Genomic DNA, 16,435 nt, shown 5'->3' on the forward strand with positions numbered 1-16,435 from the left:
GGGGTGCCGTGCGCTCACTCCGGTACGACCAGCTGTGCCGTCTCCCCCGGTCCGACCGGTACGACCCGGTCGCGCAGGCAGAGGTCGATGAGCGAGCGGTCGGAGGACGGTACGGCGATCTCCAGCAGGCCGCTGCGCAGGCGCAGATGGACGCCCCAGTGGCCGTGGTAGCGGATGGAGAAGCCGTAGGAGGAGAGTTCGGGCAGCGGGACCGGGTCGAGATACAGAGCGCCGCTGCGGGTCTCCAGGCCGGTCAGTCCGCGCTGGACGAGGTCGAGGGTGCCGGCCATGGCCCCGAGGTGGATGCCCTCTCCGGTGGTGCCGCCCTGCAGGTCGGCGATGTCGCCGCGCAGCGCCTCCTGGACGAAGGCCCAGGAGCCGGCGCGGCGGCAGCGGGCCAGCACCCAGCCGTGGACCAGGCCACTGAGGGTGGAGCCGTGACTGGTGCGGTGCAGGTAGTGGTCGACGGTCGCGGTCCAGGTCCGCTCGTCGAGGTGGTGGCCCAGCCGGCCGAGGAGCGCACGGAGTTCGGTCGCCGAGAAGAGGTAGCCGAGCATCAGGACGTCGGCCTGTTTGGACGCCTTGTACCGGTTGACGGTGTCGCCCTCCGCCTCCAGAATCCGGTCCAGGCGCCGGATGTCGCCGTACAGCTTGCGGTAGCCGTGCCAGTCCAGCTCGGCGAGGTCGCCGTAGCCCTCGAACTGGCTGATCACCCCGTCGTGGAAGGGCACGTGCAGGGTGCGGGAGATCTCCTCCCAGCGGGCGGGCTCCTCCTGGTCGAGGCCGGCGCTCTCGGCGAGTTCACGGCGGCGCGGCTCGGGCAGCAGGTCCAGCAGCTCCAGGGCGCGGGCGAGCACCCAGGCGGCGGTGACGTTGGTGTACGCGTTGTCGTCCAGGCCCGGTGCGGCGGCGCCGGGGTAGGCGTCGTGGTACTCGTCGGGGCCGACCACGCCCCGGATGCGGTACCGGCCGAGACGGTCGTCGTAGTGGGCCGAGTCCGCCCAGAAGCGGGCGATGTGCAGCAGCATCTCGGCGCCCTCGCCGTGCAGGAAGTCGATGTCGCCGGTCGCCTCGCAGTACTGCCAGATGTTGTAGGCCACCGCCGAGCCGACGTGGTGCTGCAGCCGGGAGTGGTCCGGCAGCCAGCGGCCGGAGCGGGGATTGAGGTGGAGCTGCTGGGTCTCCTCGCGGCCGTCGCTGCCGCTCTGCCACGGGTACAGCGCGCCGCGCCGGCCGACGTCCCGGGCCGCCTGGCAGGCGGCGTCCAGCCGGCGGTGGCGGTAGTGGAGCAGGGCGCGGGAGACCTCGGGCAGGTGCAGGTTGAGGTAGGGCAGCACGAAGAGTTCGTCCCAGAAGACATGACCTCGGTAGGCCTCGCCGTGCAGCCCGCGCGCGGGGACGCCGACGTCGAGGTCGGCGGTGTGCGGCGAGAGGGTCTGCAGCACATGGAACAGGTGCAGGCGCAGGATGCTGCCCGCCTCGCCGGGGACCTCCAGCGCGGTGCGCCGCCACAGCTGCTCCCATGCCGCGGCGTGCGCCTCCTGCAGTGCGTCGAAGCCGGGGGCGGCGCCGACACGGTCGACGGCCGCCTGCAGCGCGTCGCCGATGGCCGGGTCGTGGGAGGTGTGCAGCGCCACTGTCTTGTCGACGGTGACGGTGCGGCCGGGCGCCAGGCGCAGCCGCACGTGCTGGACGGCGCGCTCGGGTTCGGGCACCAGCAGCACCGGCGCGTCGGCGGTCAGCCGGGCGGCGAGGCCGAACTCGATGCGGGAGGTACGGGTGTGGCAGCGCAGCCATACGGTGTCGTGTGCGGCGATGCCGGTCCGCACATGCATGAGGTGCCGGCCGTCCAGGTCCCGGTAGCGGGCCACGCCGGAATTGGTGACCCGTCCGTCGAGCGCGGCCTCCACCTCCAGGTCGAGGCTGCCGCCCTCGACGGTGAACTCGGTGCGCAGAGCGGCGAGATGGGGGTCGGCGAGGTGGACGAGCCGCAGCTGGCGCACCTGGAGCGTGGCCTCGCCGTCCAGGCCGTAGCCGGTGCGGCGTTCCAGCAGGCCGGGATCGAGGTGGAGCATCTGGTGGTGCTCGGTGACGGGGGCGGTGTCAGGGGTGAGCCAGGCGCCGCCCGCCGGACGGAACCGCAGCGGCAGCCAGTTGGGGAGGTTGACCATGTCCTCGTTCTCGACCTGGCGTCCGGCGACTTCGGACGTGAGCCGGTCGTAGCAGCCGGCCGCGTAGGTGCCCGGGTAGTGGATGTCGTCGGCGGTGCACTCGGGCAGCGCCCCGCGGGTCGCGAAGTAGCCGTTGCCGACGGTGCACAGGGACTCCCGCAGGCGTTCCTCCTCGGGGCGGTAGCCGTCGTACTCCCAGGTCGGTCCCGGCACCGTCACCCCCCGGCGAGCAGGCCGGTGAGGATCCGGTCGGGGGTGAGGGGCAGGTGGCGGAAGCGGACGCCGGTGGCGTGGTGGACGGCGTTGCCGATGGCGGCGGCGGTGCCGACGATGCCGATCTCGCCGATGCCCTTGCTGCCCATGGGGTTGAGGTGCGGGTCGTCCTCGTCGATCCAGTCGGCCTCGATGTCGGGGACGTCGGCGTGCGCGGGCACGTGGTAGGAGGCGAGGTCGGCCTCGGCGAAGTCGCCGAAGGCCCGGTCCATCGTGCTGCCCTCGGTGAGGGCCATGCCCAGGCCCATGGTCATGCCCCCGGTGAACTGGGAGCGCGCGGTGCGGGCGTTGAGGATCCGACCGGCGGCGAAGATCCCCAGCAGCCGCCGTACCCGGGTCTCGCCGGTGACGGTGTCGACGACGGCCTCGGCGAAGTGGGCGCCGAAGGCGTGCCGGGCGTAGGGACTGTCGGCGTCGGCCTGCCCGGCGGTGTCGGCACGGGTCTCGATGCCGTCGGCGGGCAGCGGTCCGGTGTGCGCGGCCAGCCGGGAGGCCAGTTCGGCACACGCGTCGTGCACGGCCCAGCCCCAGGAGGCGGTGCCCATGGAGCCGCCGGCGAGCCAGGCGGACGGCAGGTCGCTGCGCCCGATCTCGGTGCGGACCCGGTCGAGGGGCACGCCGAGGGCGTCGGCGGCGATCTGGGCGAGGACGGTACGGGCCCCGGTGCCGATGTCGGTCGCGTTGATCCGGACGGCGAAGGTGCCGTCGGGCAGGGCCCGGGCGGTCGCGGTGGCCGGGACGGCGGCGGCCGGGTAGGTGGCCGCGGCCACGCCGGTGCCGATGAGCAGCGGGCCCTCGCGGCGGACACCCGGACGTGGGTCGCGCCCCTCCCAGCCGAAGCGGCGGGCGCCTTCCCGCAGGCACTCCACGAGGTGCCGGCTGCTGAACGGTTGGCCGCTGCCGGGCTCACGCTCGGGCTCGTTGCGGACGCGCAGCTCCACCGGGTCCATGCCGAGCGCGTCGGCGAGTTCGTCCATGGCCGACTCCAGGGCGTACATGCCGGGCGCCTCGCCGGGTGCCCGCATCCAGGAGGGGCTCGGCACGTCGAGCGGGACCACCCGGTGGGCGCTGAGCAGCGCCGGGGCGTCGTACATGACGCGGGAAGGCACCGCGGCCTGCTCCACGAACTCCCGCACCCGCGAGGTGTGGGTGGTGACCTCGTGCAGCACGGCGGTGAGCCGGCCGTCCGCGTGCGCGCCGAGCCGCAGCCGCTGCTCGGTGGGGGCGCGGTGGCCGACGGCACTGGGCAGATGGCGGCGGGGCCAGGCGAGAGTGACGGGCCGGCCGGTGTGCCGGGCGGCCATCGCGGCGAGGACGACGTCCGGGCGCGGGGTGCCCTTGGAGCCGAAGCCGCCGCCGACGTGCTCGCAGACGACCGTGACCCGGTCCTCGGGCAGCCCGAACAGCTGGGCGAGGACCTCCCGCACGGTCGTACCGCCCTGGCTGGAGGTGTACACGGTGAGCCGGTCCCCCTCCCAGTGAGCGGTACTGGTGTGCGGCTCCATGGGGTGATTGTGCAGCGGCGGCACCCGGTAGACGGTGTCGACGCGGACGTCGGCGGCGGCGAAGGCGGCCTTCGGATCGCCGTGCACGACGCGGCCCGGGAAGCCGGCGTTGGTCTCCTCGGGTTCATAGGCGTCCCGGTGGCCGGGGTCCAGTACGACGTCGTGGGGTCGGGCCGCGCAGGTGACGCGCACGGCCCGGGCGGCGGCGCGGGCCGCCTCGGGGGTCTCGGCGACGGCCAGGGCCACGCACCAGCCCCGGTGCGGCACATCCGGGCCCTGCAGCACGGCGAGCGTGGCGTCCTCGGGCTCGGCGAGCCGGGGTGCGTCGTCGGGGGTGAGGACGGCGAGGACGCCGGGCAGGGCGAGGGCGGCCGAGGTGTCGACGGCGGTGACCCGGCCGCGCGCGACCGGAGCGGGCACGGGCCAGGCGTGGGCGCGGCCGGGCAGGGGATACTCGCCGGCGTAGCGGGCGGTGCCGGCGACCTTCTGCCGTCCTTCCCGGCGCTCGACCGGGGCGCCCAGGGCGGTGCCGGGGCCCGCACTCCGGTCCGGCCGGCGCTCGCCCACCGCCCCGGTGTGCCGTGTGTCCCGGGGCTCTGTGGGGGTGCCCGGGGAGTTGCCGGTCATGGGTTCCTCCTGCTCTGCTCGCTCCTCCCGCGCCGGCTCAGGCCGGGGCGGGGGCCGGGGCGAGACGGTTCAGGACGTCCAGGGCGAGGTTGTGGGCGAGGGACACCTTGAAGGCGTTGTCCCGCAGCGGCTCCGCGTGCGCGAGTTCCAGGTCGACCGCGCCTTCGAAGGCGGCGGGGGTGGCGGAGGCGCCCAGCAGGGCCAGCTCCGTGTGCCGGGCCCGCCAGGGCATGTGGGCCAGTCCGCCGAAGGCGACCCCGATCTGGTCGACGACGCCGTCGGCGACCCGCAGGACGACGGCCACGGAGGCGAGCGCGAAGGCGTACGACGCCCGGTCGCGGGCCTTGCGGTAGGCGGACGGGACGCCGGCGGTCGCGGCCGGGAGCAGCACGCCGGTGATCAGTTCGCCGGGGCGGATCCAGGTGTCCCGCTCGGGATGCTCCCCCGGCAGCCGGTGGAAGCCGGCCGCCGGAAGGCGCCGGGTGCCGTCGGTGCCGTGCAGCTCCACCTGGGCGTCGAGCGCGGCGAGGGCGACGGCCATGTCGGACGGGTGGGTGGCGATGCAGTGCGGGGAGTGGCCGAGGACCGCGTGGTCGCGGTGGACGCCGTCCCGGGCGCCGCAGCCGCTGCCCGGCTCGCGTTTGTTGCAGGGCTTGTCCAGGTCCTGGAAGTAGGGGCAGCGGGTGCGCTGCAGCAGGTTGCCGCCGGTGGTGGCGGCGTTGCGCAGCTGTCCGGAGGCGCCCGCGAGCAGCGCCTGGGACAGCGCCGGGTAGCGGTCGCGGACGCGCGGGTCGGCGGCCAGGTCGCTGTTGCGGACGGTGGCGCCGACGCGCAGCGAACCGTCGGGCAGCTCCTCGATCGTGTCCAGCGGCAGCCGGCCCACGTCGATGAGGACGGCGGGGCGTTCCACGCCGAGTTTCATCAGGTCGACCAGGTTGGTGCCGCCGGCCAGATAGCGGGCGCCGGGGTGGGCGGCGTACGCCTCGACCGCCTCCTGGACGCTGCGGGGCCTGAGATATCCGAAGCCGTTCACCGGATCACGTCCTCGACCGCCTCGACGATACGGGGATAGGCCCCGCACCGGCACAGGTTGCCGCTCATGCGCTCACGGATCTCGGACCGGTCCAGCGGGACGGGACTGCCGGAGGGGGCCGCGGGGTCGGTGACGTGGGAGGGGTGGCCGGCCGCGGCCTCGGCGAGCATGCCGACGGCGGAGCAGATCTGTCCGGGCGTGCAGTAGCCGCACTGGAAGGCGTCGCGGTCCAGGAAGGCCCGCTGCAGCGGGTGCGGCTCCTCACCGTCCCCGCCGAGGCCCTCCACGGTGGTGATCTCGCTGCCGTCGAGGGCGACCGCGAGCAGCAGACAGCTGTTCAGGCGGCGGCCGTCGACCAGCACGGTGCAGGCACCGCACTGGCCGTGGTCGCAGCCCTTCTTCGACCCGGTGAGGCCGAGATCCTCCCGGAGCAGGTCCAGCAGGGTTCGCCGGTGGTCGATGTGCAGGGTGTGGGGTTTTCCATTGACCCGGAGGGTGATCTCCGAGTCCGGAGCCAAGTCGTTTGCACTGGTCATGGCAGGGTGGCCTTCCGGACGGGCCCTGATGCCGTGCACACCGCGTATCCACGCGACGGCGCCTCACACGTGGGGAGGCGGACCCGCTCACACCGACGGCACCTCGGCGAACTGCGTCCGGTACAGCTCCGCATACCGCCCCTGCGCCGCCAGAAGCGCTTCGTGCGTGCCGCGCTCCACGATCCGGCCGGACTCCACGACCAGGATCTGGTCGGCGGCCCGCACCGTGGACAGCCGGTGGGCGATCACTACGGCGGTACGCCCCTCCAGGGCCTCGGTGAGCGCTTCCTGGACGGCCGCCTCGGAGGTGTTGTCCAGGTGAGCGGTGGCCTCGTCCAGGATGACCACGCGCTGCCGGGCCAGCAGCAGCCGGGCGATGGTCATCCGCTGGCGTTCGCCGCCGGAGAGCCGGTAGCCGCGCTCGCCGACCACCGTGTCCAGTCCGTCGGGCAGGGACCGCACGACCTCGGCGAGCCGGGCGCGGCCCAGCGCGTCCCACAGGTCCTCGTCGGTGGCGTCCGGGCGGGCCAGCAGCAGGTTGGCGCGGACGGTGTCGTGGAAGAGGTGGCCGTCCTGGGTGACCATGCCGAGCGTGCCGCGCAGGGATGCGGCCGTCAGGTCGCGGACGTCGACGCCGCCGATGCGGACGGCGCCCGCGTTCACGTCGTACAGGCGCGGCAGCAGCTGGGCGATGGTGGACTTGCCGGCGCCGGAGGAGCCGACGAGGGCGACGGTCTCGCCGGGTTCGGCGCGGAAGGAGATGCCGTGCAGGACTTCGGCTCCGCCACGGCTGTCGAGGGTGGCGACCTCCTCCAGGGAGGCCAGGGAGACCTGGTCGGCGGACGGGTAGGCGAAGCGGACGTCGTCGAACTCGACGGCGACGGGGCCCTCGGGGACCTCGACGGCGTCCGGCTTCTCCTTGATGAGCGGCGTGAGGTCCAGCACCTCGAAGACACGCTCGAAGCTGACGAGCGCGCTCATCACCTCGACCCGGGCTCCGGCCAGCGCGGTCAGCGGGGCGTAGAGGCGGGTGAGCAGGAGAGCCAGCGAGACGACCGCCCCTGCCTGCAGGGTGCCGTGCAGCGCGAACCAGCCGCCGAGACCGTAGACGAGGGCCAGTGCGAGGGCGGAGACCAGGGTGAGGGAGGTGATGAACACCGACTGGGCCGTGGCCGTGCGCACCCCGATGTCCCGCACCCGCGCGGCGCGGGCCGCGAACTCCGCCGACTCCTCCTCGGGGCGGCCGAACAGCTTGACCAGGGTGGCGCCGGGGGCGGAGAAGCGCTCGGTCATCCGGGTGCCCATGGCCGCGTTCAGCGCCGCGGCCTCCCGTTGCAGGCGTGCCATCCGGGTGCCCATACGACGGGCGGGCAGCACGAACACCGGCAGCAGCACCAGCGCGAGCAGGGTGATCTGCCAGGACAGGGTGAGCATCACCGCGAGGGTGAGCAGCAGGGTGACCAGGTTGCTGACCACGCCGGACAGGGTGTTGGCGAACGCCCGCTGGGCGCCGATCACGTCGTTGTTGAGACGGCTGACCAGCGCTCCCGTACGTGTCCGTGTGAAGAACGCGACGGGCATGCGCTGCACATGATCGAACACAGCCGTTCTGAGGTCGAGGATGAGCCCCTCGCCGAGCATCGCCGACAGGCGGCGCCCGAGGATGCCGAGCCCCGCCTCCGCGAGGGCGACCAGCGCGATGAGCAGGGACAGCCGGACCACCGTGCCGGAGTCGTGCCCCGCCACGATCGCGTCGACGACGCGGCCGGCGAGCACGGGGGTGGCCACGGCGAGCAGGGCCGTCACCACCCCGAGCAGCACGAAGCGGACGATGCCCGCGCGGTGCGGGCGGGCGAAGGCGGCGATGCGGCGCAGCGTGGCGCGGGCGAACGGACGGCGTTCCGACTGCGCGTTCATCACGCTGTGCAGCTGCGTCCAGGCGGTGGTCTCCATGCTCATGGGAGAGAACGTAGAACCTCAACCTTCGTTGAGGTCAATGTTCCTGCCGCTTCACCCCCCGTTGGGGTGGCGCGGAGAACCTCTGCAGATGTGACTGCCGTCCCGTTTTCCCCACGGCCCCGGGGACGACTCCCCCGTCGCGTCCCGGTCCGCCGGGTGCTGTGCCTGTTGCCGCTCGCGCTCGTCGCCGTGGTCACCGTACGGAACCGCGCCCTGCTCGCCGAGGGTTTCGGCCAGCTGCGCACCGCCTCCTGGCCGTGGCTGCTCGCGGCGGCCGGCACCACCTGTCTGACCTGGGTGGCCGCCGCGGTCACCCGTCAGGGTGCGGTGCTGCAGCCGCTGCCGAAGGGACGGCTGCTGGCCACCCAGTTCGCGGCGGCCTCGGCCAACCACCTGCTGCCCACCGGACTGGGCGCGGGCGCGGTGAACCTGCGCTTCATGACCGTGTGCGGGGTGCCGCTCGCCCGCTCCTCGGCCGCGCTCGCCCTGTACCTGCTGGCCGAGTCCGTGGGCCGGGTCGGTCTGCTGTCCGCGCTGCTGCTCGCCTTCCCCGACGCGCTGCGGCTCGGGCCCCTGCTGCCGGACGGTTCGGCGCTTCCGCTGCTGCTGGGCGCGGCCGGTCTGGCGGCGGTGGCAGCGGCCGTCGTGGCCCTGGTACGACCGTTGCGCACGCGTGTGCACGCCTTCGTGCGGGACGCCCTCGGCGAGGCGCGGTCGGTGCACAGCCGGCCGGCCCGCGCCCTGGCCCTGTGGGGCGGCTCGCTGGCCTTCCCCGCCCTGCAGGCGGCCGGCCTCGCCGCGGTCGGGCAGGCGCTGCGGCTTCCGGTGCCGCCCGCGCACATGGCGCTTGCCTACCTCGCGGCGACCGTGGCGGTGGCGCTGGTACCCACTCCCGGCGGCCTGGGTTCGGTCGAGGCGGCGCTGATCGTGGCGCTGGTCGCGGTGGGCGGCCCGGCCGCGGTGGCCACGGCGGTGGTCCTCGCCTACCGCGTCATCACCGTGTGGGTGCCGCTGCTGCCGGGGGCGTTGACGCTGGGGGCGTTGGTACGGCTGAAGGTGATCTGAGGCTCGCGCCGGCACCGGCGAGGGCCGGGCGGAAGGTCCGGCGGTACGCCTGGGGCGTCACCCCGAGGGCGGCGTGCAGGTGCTGCCGGAGGGAGACACCGGTGCCGAGTCCGGCGCGCTCGGCGACGACGTCGACGGGCCAGTCGGTGGTCTCCAGCAGGTGCCGGGCCAGGTCGACGCGCTGACGGACGAGCCACCGGCCGGGGCTGGTGCCGACCTCCTCGCGGAAGCGGCGGGTGAAGGTCCGCACGCTGACGTTGGCGTGCGCGGCCATGTCGGCCAGGGTGACGGGTTCGGCGAGGCGTTCCACGACCCAGGCGCAGGTGCGGGCGGTGCCGGGGGCCTCGGGGTCGGGCACCGGGCGCCGGATGTACTGGGCCTGGCCGCCGTCACGCCAGGGCGGCACGACGCAGAGACGGGCGACGTCGTTGGCGATACCGCTGCCGTGGTCGCGGCGGACGATGTGCAGGCACAGGTCGATGCCGGCGGCGACCCCGGCGGAGGTCAGGATGTCGCCGTCGTCGACGAAGAGGACGTCGGGGTCGATCCGCGCGGTGGTGCACATGCGCTGGAGGCGCTCGGCCTCGCGCCAGTGCGTCGTCGCGGGGCGGCCGTCGAGCAGTCCGGCGGCGGCCAGCACATAGGCGCCGGTGCAGATCGCCACCATCCGGGTGCCGGGCCGGACGGCCGCCAGGGCCTCGCGCAGGCGGTCCGGGAGGCGGCCCTCCTCGCGGATGGGGCCGAGCGCATGGGAGGGCGGTACGACGACGGTGTCCACGGTGGCCAGCAGGGAGGCGTCGTGGGAGACGCTGAGCCGGTAGTCGGCCTCGGTGCGGACGGGGCCGCCCTCCACGCTGCAGGTGGTCACGGAGTAGAGCCGGTTGCCCTCGGCGTCGAACGCGGCGCCGAAGATCCGCCCGGGGATGCCGAGTTCGAAGGGCAGGACGCCATCCAGGGCGAGGACGCCGACACGATGCATGGCCCGATCCTTTCATTCCCTGGCCAACGGGCCACTACTGGGCGGCTGTCCGCCCGGGGAGTCTGAGGGCGTGCCCGGTGAGAACCGGCACGAACCCTGGCAATCCACCGGCGAAAGAGCACTTCATCATGGGCCGCACCACTCTTCCCACGACCATGCGCGCAGTCTCCCAGGACCGCGCCGGAGCACCGGACGTCCTCAAGGTCGTCGAGGTGCCCCGGCCGGTGCCCGGCCGGGGCGAGATCCTGGTGCGGGTGCGCGCGGCGGGCGTCAACCCGGCCGACTGGAAGACCCGCGAGCGCGGGGTGTTCGCGCACGGCTCCGGAATGCCGTTCACGCTCGGCTTCGACGTCGCCGGGGTGGTCGAGGCGGTCGGTGCCGGGGTGACCCTGTTCGGGTCCGGTGACGAGGTGTTCGGGATGCCGCGTTTCCCGCACCCGGCGGGCGCCTACGCCGAGTACGTCACCGCTCCGGCCCGGCACTTCGCGCCCCGTCCACAGGGCCTCACGGCGGTCGAGGCCGGTGCCCTGCCGCTGGCCGCGCTGACCGCGTGGCAGGCGCTGGTGGACACCGCGGACGTCCGGCCCGGTCAGCGGGTCCTGGTGCACGCGGCAGCCGGCGGGGTCGGCCATCTGGCGGTGCAGATCGCCAAGGCCCGCGGCGCGTACGTGATCGGCACGGCCCGTGCCGCCAAGCATGAACTGCTGCGCTCGCTGGGCGCCGACGAGGTGATCGACTACCGCGCCCAGGACTTCGCCGAGACCGTCCGCGACGTCGACGTCGTCCTGGACTCCCTCGGCGGCCCGCACTGCGTCCGGTCGCTGCGCACCCTCCGGCCGGGCGGCACGCTGGTCGCGCTGCTGCCGCCCGACGGCACCTTCCCCGTCGAGGAGGCCGAAGCGGCCGGGGTCCGGGCGGTGTTCATGCTGGTCGAACCCGACCACGCGGGTCTGCGCGGCATCGCGTCCCTGGTGGAGCAGGGATGCCTGCGCGTGCTCGTGGACCAGGTCTTTCCCCTTGAAGAGGCCGCGCGGGCGCACGCTCTGGGCGAGGCCGGTCGCACCACCGGAAAGATCGTCCTCTCGGTCGGTCCCTGACCGGCCGCGCTGCTGAGAGGCTGATCGCCGGTCACTCGTACCCCGGTGCCCGGCGGGGACTCCGGGGGCAGGAGAAGGAGGTCCCGTCATGCCGGTCCGTGTCGAGCGCGACGAGCACGTCACCACGGTCGTGCTGTCCCGCCCCGAGGTGCGCAACGCCGTGGACGGCCCCACGGCCACCGAACTCACTGCCGCCTTCCGGGAGTTCGAGGCGGACGGCAACGCCCGGGTGGCGGTGCTGTGGGGGGAGGGCGGCACGTTCTGCGCGGGCGCCGATCTCAAGGCGATCGGGACCGAGCGCGGCAACCGGGTGGCCGAGGACGGCGACGGGCCGATGGGACCGACCCGGATGCGGCTGTCGAAGCCGGTGATCGCGGCGATCGCCGGGCACGCGGTCGCGGGCGGCCTGGAGCTCGCCCTGTGGTGCGATCTGCGGGTCGCCGAGGAGGACGCCGTGTTCGGGGTGTTCTGCCGTCGCTGGGGCGTGCCGCTGATCGACGGCGGCACGGTACGACTGCCCCGGCTGATCGGCGCCGGCCGTGCCATGGACCTGATCCTGACCGGCCGCCCGGTCCCGGCGCGCGAGGCGCACGCGATCGGTCTCGCCGACCGTGTGGTGGCGACCGGCACCGCCCGCGCCGCGGCGGAGGCGCTGGCGGCGGACATCGCCCGCTTCCCGCAGGCCTGTCTGCGCAGCGACCGTGCGTCGGCCCTCGACCAGGAGGGGCTGGACGAGGAGACTGCGCTGCGCACCGAACTCCGGCACGGCATGAGCGTGTTGGCCCGGAGCGCGGACGGTGCCGCCCGATTCGCGTCCGGGGCCGGACGGCACGGCTCCTTCACGGACCTGTGAACCACCGCTCGCTCGGCCTCCGTCGCCCCGCCCCACGCTGCCGGATCGCCGGGTTCGGGTCCGGCGAGCACCCGCACCGGCCGCTGCCGCCGGCCGGTCGAGGAGGCGTGCAGCCGGCCGGGGGCCCCGGCGGGTCGTAGGCGTGCGTCGGGGACGACCGGTCGACGGTGTCCAGCCCCGACAGGGTGTGCGTGTCGTTCACGCTGCGCACGGCCGCACCCGGCGCCGACAACGGCTCCGCCTCAGCCGACCCCCACCCGCACCGGGCCGCCCTCGGGGTCGACGCGGTCGTGCCAGCGGGCGGTGAGGGTGAGGGTGCGGTGCGGCGGGGCGGTTCCGGGGCCGAGCCGCTCGCGGTGCAGGAGGCGGCCGTCCTGGCGGACGTACAGGACGGCACGGTGCAGCGGGGCGTCCGTGCGCAGCAGGTGCGGGCCGGTGGGCGGAGCCGTCGGGGCGATGCGGTTCGGGGCGATCCAGCGCAGCGGCGCCTCGACGACGAGCGGGACACCGTGGTCGGGCCAGGGGCCGCCCGCCAGGAAGTCCAGCACGGCTTCGGCCGCCCGGCCGCCCTCGCGGGCGGCGGTGCCGGCCGGTTCGGCGGCGTGCAGGACATTGCCCGCGGCGAAGACACCGGGGCGGGAGGTGTGCAGGCGGGCATCGACGGCGGGTCCGCGGGTGCCGGGGTCCAGGGCGAGGCCGCCACGCCGGGCGAGTTCGTGGTCGGGGACGAAGTCGCCGGTGAACACGACGGTGTCACAGGGCAGGACGGTCGTACGGCCGTCGCGGTGGCGGACGCGGACACCGGACAGGCGCCCCCTGCCGAGGAGTTCGGTGACCGTGGTGTCCGTCAGCAGCGGGACCAGGTGGCGCAGCCGGGCCGACCGGACACGGGCGGGGCCGGTCCGGGCGCGCGGGTGTTCCGTGACCAGGGCGACGACCTCCGCGCCGGCCGCGCGCACGGTGTCGGCCGCCCGGTAGGAGACGTCGTCGGCGCCGACCACGACCGCCCGGGTGCCGATGCGCTGCCCGAACAGGTGGACAGCCTGTTGGAGTTCGCCGGTGGTGTAGACACCGGCGGCGCGGGTGCCGGGCACCAGCCGGGCGGCGCGCGGGCGTTCCCGGGCGCCGGTGGCCAGGACGACAGCCCGCGCCTCGACGGTCCGCAGGCCCTCGGCGCCCACGGTGGTGAGCACCGTGCCCGACCGCGCCGCCATGTCCCAGTCCAGGACCGTCACCCCGGTCCGGATCACGGCGCCCGCGTACTCGGCCGCCTCGGCGAGCCGGCGTGCGTACCGGGGGCCGGTCAGCGGGTGCGTGAGGGTGCCGAAACCGCCGTGCGCGCAGTACCGGGGGACTCCCCCGGCCTGTGCCTCCCGCTCCAGCACCTCGACCCGTCCGGCACCGGCGGCGGCCAGTCGCGCCGCGGCGGCGAGTCCGGCCGGGCCGGCGCCGGCCACGAGGACGTCGATGCGGCGCACGGTCGTCATGCCCGGCCCCCTTCGAACAGGTCCCGTACCGCCGCCCCGCAGTAGAACCCCTGGCAGCGGCCCGCGCGGGCGCGGGTGCGGCGGCGCAGGCCCTCCAGGGTGCGGGGCGGGATCGTGCCGGCGAGGGCGTCGCGGATCTCTCCCCGGGAGACGCGCTCGCAGTGGCAGACGAGGATGCCGTACGCGGGATCGGCGGCGATGAGGCCGGACCGCTGGTAGGGGCGCGGGAAGGCCTCGCCGAGACTGGGCATGGTCAGCGGTTCCGGCTCGCGCACGGGCCCGAGGTCGAGCCCGGTGCCGGCCAGCAGGCCGGTGACATGGGCGGCGATGGCCATCGACGCGGTCAGGCCGGTGGAGCGGATGCCGCCGACGGTGACGTACCCCTGCTCGGGGTGAGCGGCGATCCGGTAGTCCTCCTGCCCCGTGGCCGCGCGCAGCCCGGCGTAGACCGCGGTGACCTCCTCGTCGAGCAGGTCGGGCAGGATACGGCGGCCCTTGTCCAGCAGCCCGGCCACGCCCTCGGCGGTGGAGCCGGTGGCCCGCTTGTCGTCGAGGTCCTCGGCGGTGGGGCCGAGCAGCACGTTGCCGTGGACGGTGGGCGCCACCAGGACACCCTTGCCGAGCGCGGTCGGGACGGGCAGGAGGATGTGCCGGACGAGCGGGCGGGCGAACCTGTCGTACACCAGGAGCTGGCCGCGGCGCGGGGTGACGGTGAAGTCCTCGTGGCCGAGCAGCCGGTCGACGGTGTCGGCGTGCAGCCCTGCCGCGTTGACGAGCCGGCGGGCGCGCAGGGTGCCGCGGGAGGTGGTCAGGCGGTGACCGTCCTCCCACGTCGCCTGCCGGACCGCGGTGTTCAGGTACAGGTCCACTCCGGCACGGACCGCCTGGGTGGCGTACGCCAGGGTCGTCGTCCAGGGGCAGATGATGCTTTCTCCCGGCACGTGCAGGGCGCCGAGCGCTCCGGGGCCGAGGCGGGGTTCACGGGCGTACAGCTCGTCGGGGCCCAGCAGGGACGTCTCGCGGTAGTCGTTGCGTCCGGCCTTCTCGGCCAGCCTGGGCAGGGCGGCCAGCTGTTCCTCGTCCCAGGCGACCAGCAGGGCGCCGACGCGTTCGACGGGGATGCCGGTGTCGGCGGCGTAGGCGCCCAGCCGGTCGTAGCCCTCACGGACCAGCCGCGCCTCCAGGGTCCCGGGCGTCGCGTCGAAACCGGTGTGCAGGATCGCCGTGTTCGCCTTGGACGTGCCCTGTCCGACATCGTCCTGGGCCTCGACCAGGGCGACGCTCAGCCGGGGCCGGCGGGCGAGTTCGCGGGCGAGGGCGCAGCCGACGACTCCGGCGCCGACGATCACGACGTCGTACGTCCGACTCGGCAGCGCGCCTTCCCAGGTGACGGTCATGAGCGCAGCAGGGCGGCCACGGCGGTGCGGAAGCGGGCGCGGTGCGCGGCGGCCCGGTCGGCGGTGATGCGGGGTTCGTACACGGCGGCCGGCTTCCAGTCGGGCAGTGCCTGTTCGACGGCCAGGGTACGGTCCGCGCCGAGGCGGGCGAGGGCGGCCGCGCCGAGTGCGGTCACGTCGGGCAGCGCGGACACCTCGACGGGGCGTTGCAGCAGGTCGGCCTGGGTCTGCATGAGCAGGGCCGAGCGGGTCAGACCGCCGTCGACGCGGAGCGTGTCCAGCGGGGCGCCGAGGTCGGCGGCGGCCGCGTCGGCGAGTTCGGCGACCTGGGCGGCGATGCCTTCGCACAGGGCGCGCACCAGGTGGCCGGGGCCGGTGTCGAGGCCGAGTCCGGTGAGCGAGCCGCGCAGGTCGCCGCGCCACCAGGGGGCGGCGAGTCCGGCGAGGGCGGGGACGAAGGTGACGCCGCCGCTGTCGGGGACGCTGCCGCCCACGGGGTCGAGGTCGGCGGCGGAGGAGATGACGCCGAGGTCGCACAGCCAGCGGACGGCGGAGGCCGCGGTGTAGACCTGGCCGTCGAGGCAGTAGCCGGTGGTCCCGGCGAGCTGCCAGGCCACGCAGCTGACCAGGCCGGAGCTGCCGCGCCGGGGGCGGTCGCCGGTGTGCGCGAGCAGGAACGCGCCGGTGCCGTAGGTGCATTTGGCGGCGCCGGGCGCGGTGACGCGCTGGGCGAGCAGGGCGGCCTGCTGGTCGACGGCCAGTCCGGTGAGCGGGATCTCACGGCCGAACGCCGTGGTCGTGCCGATGTGCCGGGCGTTGTCGGTCACCTGCGGAAGCCGTTCGTCCGCCAGGCCGTACACCTCCAGCGCCCTCGGCGACCACTGCGCGGTGTCCAGGTCGAGGAGCTGGGTGCGGCCGGCGGTCGCGGCGTCGGTCGCATACGCCCCGGTGAGGCGGTGGACCAGCCAGGCGTCGGAGGTGGTGACCACGCCCTCGCGGGTGAGGTGGCGGCGGATCCAGGCCATCTTGGGCGCGGCGAAGTACGGGTCGAGGGGCAGGCCGGTCAGCTGCCGCAACTCCTCGGCGTACGGCGCGAGTTCGGCGCACACGGTCTCGGCACGCCGGTCCTGCCACACCAGCGCGTCGGTGAGCGGGCGGCCGTCGGCCGGGTCCCAGGCGAGGACGGTCTCTCCCTGGTTGGCGAGCCCCAGGGCCACGACGTCCTCGCCGGCCTCGGCGAGCGCCCGCCGCCCGGCGTCGACCACGGAGTCGTACAGCTCGGCCGGGTCCACCTCGACCCGGCCGCCGGGCAGATACCGGGGGCGGACCTCGGCGAACCCGGTGCCCAGGACGCCGCGTTCCGGGCAGACCACCAGGGCCTTGGTGCCGGACGTGCCCTGGTCGACGGCGAGCACCGGCTCCGTCATCACGCCTTCTTCCGCTCTCCCCCGAA

At 74.8% G+C, this 16,435-nt stretch carries 12 protein-coding genes; 3 read left to right on the forward strand and 9 right to left on the reverse strand.

What is annotated here, in order from left to right; all coding sequences use genetic code 11:
* Positions 1-14 precede the first annotated feature (14 nt).
* The 5 genes from ACZ41I_RS36500 to ACZ41I_RS36520 form a co-directional block, all read right to left on the reverse strand.
* Positions 15-2,384 carry a glycoside hydrolase family 65 protein gene (locus tag ACZ41I_RS36500; protein WP_363216524.1) on the reverse strand — a complete coding sequence of 790 codons (2,370 nt, stop codon included), beginning with the start codon at positions 2,382-2,384 and terminating at the stop codon, positions 15-17.
* 2 nt (positions 2,385-2,386) lie between these two features.
* Positions 2,387-4,576 (reverse strand): xanthine dehydrogenase family protein molybdopterin-binding subunit, encoded by a 2,190-nt coding sequence (locus ACZ41I_RS36505; RefSeq protein ID WP_468516159.1) that lies wholly within the window; start codon positions 4,574-4,576, stop codon positions 2,387-2,389.
* A 37-nt stretch (positions 4,577-4,613) separates the two neighbouring features.
* Positions 4,614-5,609 carry an FAD binding domain-containing protein gene (locus ACZ41I_RS36510; protein WP_468516160.1) on the reverse strand — a complete coding sequence of 332 codons (996 nt, stop codon included), beginning with the start codon at positions 5,607-5,609 and terminating at the stop codon, positions 4,614-4,616.
* Positions 5,606-6,145: a (2Fe-2S)-binding protein gene (locus ACZ41I_RS36515; RefSeq protein ID WP_399765379.1), complete on the reverse strand. Its 540-nt coding sequence runs from the start codon at positions 6,143-6,145 to the stop codon at positions 5,606-5,608. Before ACZ41I_RS36515 ends, ACZ41I_RS36510 begins: the two co-directional genes overlap by 4 nt.
* A gap of 87 nt (positions 6,146-6,232) precedes the next feature.
* Positions 6,233-8,098: an ABC transporter ATP-binding protein gene (locus tag ACZ41I_RS36520; RefSeq protein ID WP_468516226.1), complete on the reverse strand. Its 1,866-nt coding sequence runs from the start codon at positions 8,096-8,098 to the stop codon at positions 6,233-6,235.
* 96 nt (positions 8,099-8,194) lie between these two features.
* Between ACZ41I_RS36520 and ACZ41I_RS36525 the strand changes: the two genes are divergently transcribed.
* Positions 8,195-9,169 carry a YbhN family protein gene (locus tag ACZ41I_RS36525; RefSeq protein ID WP_399765383.1) on the forward strand — a complete coding sequence of 325 codons (975 nt, stop codon included), beginning with the start codon at positions 8,195-8,197 and terminating at the stop codon, positions 9,167-9,169.
* Here the strand turns inward: ACZ41I_RS36525 and ACZ41I_RS36530 are convergent.
* Positions 9,099-10,148: a GlxA family transcriptional regulator gene (locus ACZ41I_RS36530; RefSeq protein ID WP_468516161.1), complete on the reverse strand. Its 1,050-nt coding sequence runs from the start codon at positions 10,146-10,148 to the stop codon at positions 9,099-9,101. The two genes, ACZ41I_RS36525 and ACZ41I_RS36530, sit on opposite strands and share 71 nt — an antisense overlap.
* A gap of 155 nt (positions 10,149-10,303) precedes the next feature.
* Here ACZ41I_RS36530 and ACZ41I_RS36535 point away from each other — a divergent pair, with 155 nt between their 5' ends.
* Together ACZ41I_RS36535 and ACZ41I_RS36540 are read left to right on the forward strand one after the other, a co-directional pair.
* Positions 10,304-11,245, forward strand: a complete 942-nt coding sequence (locus ACZ41I_RS36535) for an NADP-dependent oxidoreductase (protein ID WP_468516162.1) — start codon at positions 10,304-10,306, stop codon at positions 11,243-11,245.
* A gap of 88 nt (positions 11,246-11,333) precedes the next feature.
* Positions 11,334-12,098 carry a crotonase/enoyl-CoA hydratase family protein gene (locus tag ACZ41I_RS36540; RefSeq protein ID WP_399765392.1) on the forward strand — a complete coding sequence of 255 codons (765 nt, stop codon included), beginning with the start codon at positions 11,334-11,336 and terminating at the stop codon, positions 12,096-12,098.
* Positions 12,099-12,340: 242 nt separating this feature from the next.
* On the opposite strand, the gene ACZ41I_RS36545 is transcribed toward ACZ41I_RS36540, so the two are convergent.
* From ACZ41I_RS36545 to ACZ41I_RS36555, 3 genes are read right to left on the reverse strand one after another with little or no spacing between them, the layout of a single operon-like run.
* On the reverse strand, positions 12,341-13,585 hold the full coding sequence (locus ACZ41I_RS36545; RefSeq protein WP_468516163.1) for an NAD(P)/FAD-dependent oxidoreductase: 1,245 nt from the start codon (positions 13,583-13,585) through the stop codon (positions 12,341-12,343).
* A complete protein-coding gene (locus ACZ41I_RS36550) occupies positions 13,582-14,982 on the reverse strand; it encodes an FAD-dependent oxidoreductase (RefSeq protein WP_468516164.1) in 1,401 nt (466 codons plus the stop codon). Before ACZ41I_RS36550 ends, ACZ41I_RS36545 begins: the two co-directional genes overlap by 4 nt.
* On the reverse strand, positions 14,979-16,409 hold the full coding sequence (locus tag ACZ41I_RS36555; protein WP_468516165.1) for an FGGY family carbohydrate kinase: 1,431 nt from the start codon (positions 16,407-16,409) through the stop codon (positions 14,979-14,981). Before ACZ41I_RS36555 ends, ACZ41I_RS36550 begins: the two co-directional genes overlap by 4 nt.
* Between the last annotated feature and the right edge of the window lie 26 nt (positions 16,410-16,435).

Source organism: Streptomyces sp. NPDC030799, assembly GCF_055572255.1.

Excerpts from the sequence above, each read along its gene's own strand:
- ACZ41I_RS36505 (WP_468516159.1), bottom strand. The coding sequence starts at position 4,576 with ATGACCGGCAACTCCCCGGGCACCCCCACAGAGCCCCGGGACACACGG.
- ACZ41I_RS36515 (WP_399765379.1), bottom strand. The coding sequence starts at position 6,145 with ATGACCAGTGCAAACGACTTGGCTCCGGACTCGGAGATCACCCTCCGG.
- ACZ41I_RS36520 (WP_468516226.1), bottom strand. The coding sequence starts at position 8,098 with ATGGAGACCACCGCCTGGACGCAGCTGCACAGCGTGATGAACGCGCAG.
- ACZ41I_RS36530 (WP_468516161.1), bottom strand. The coding sequence starts at position 10,148 with ATGCATCGTGTCGGCGTCCTCGCCCTGGATGGCGTCCTGCCCTTCGAA.
- ACZ41I_RS36535 (WP_468516162.1), top strand. The coding sequence starts at position 10,304 with ATGCGCGCAGTCTCCCAGGACCGCGCCGGAGCACCGGACGTCCTCAAG.
- ACZ41I_RS36540 (WP_399765392.1), top strand. The coding sequence starts at position 11,334 with ATGCCGGTCCGTGTCGAGCGCGACGAGCACGTCACCACGGTCGTGCTG.
- ACZ41I_RS36545 (WP_468516163.1), bottom strand. The coding sequence starts at position 13,585 with ATGACGACCGTGCGCCGCATCGACGTCCTCGTGGCCGGCGCCGGCCCG.
- ACZ41I_RS36550 (WP_468516164.1), bottom strand. The coding sequence starts at position 14,982 with ATGACCGTCACCTGGGAAGGCGCGCTGCCGAGTCGGACGTACGACGTC.
- ACZ41I_RS36555 (WP_468516165.1), bottom strand. The coding sequence starts at position 16,409 with ATGACGGAGCCGGTGCTCGCCGTCGACCAGGGCACGTCCGGCACCAAG.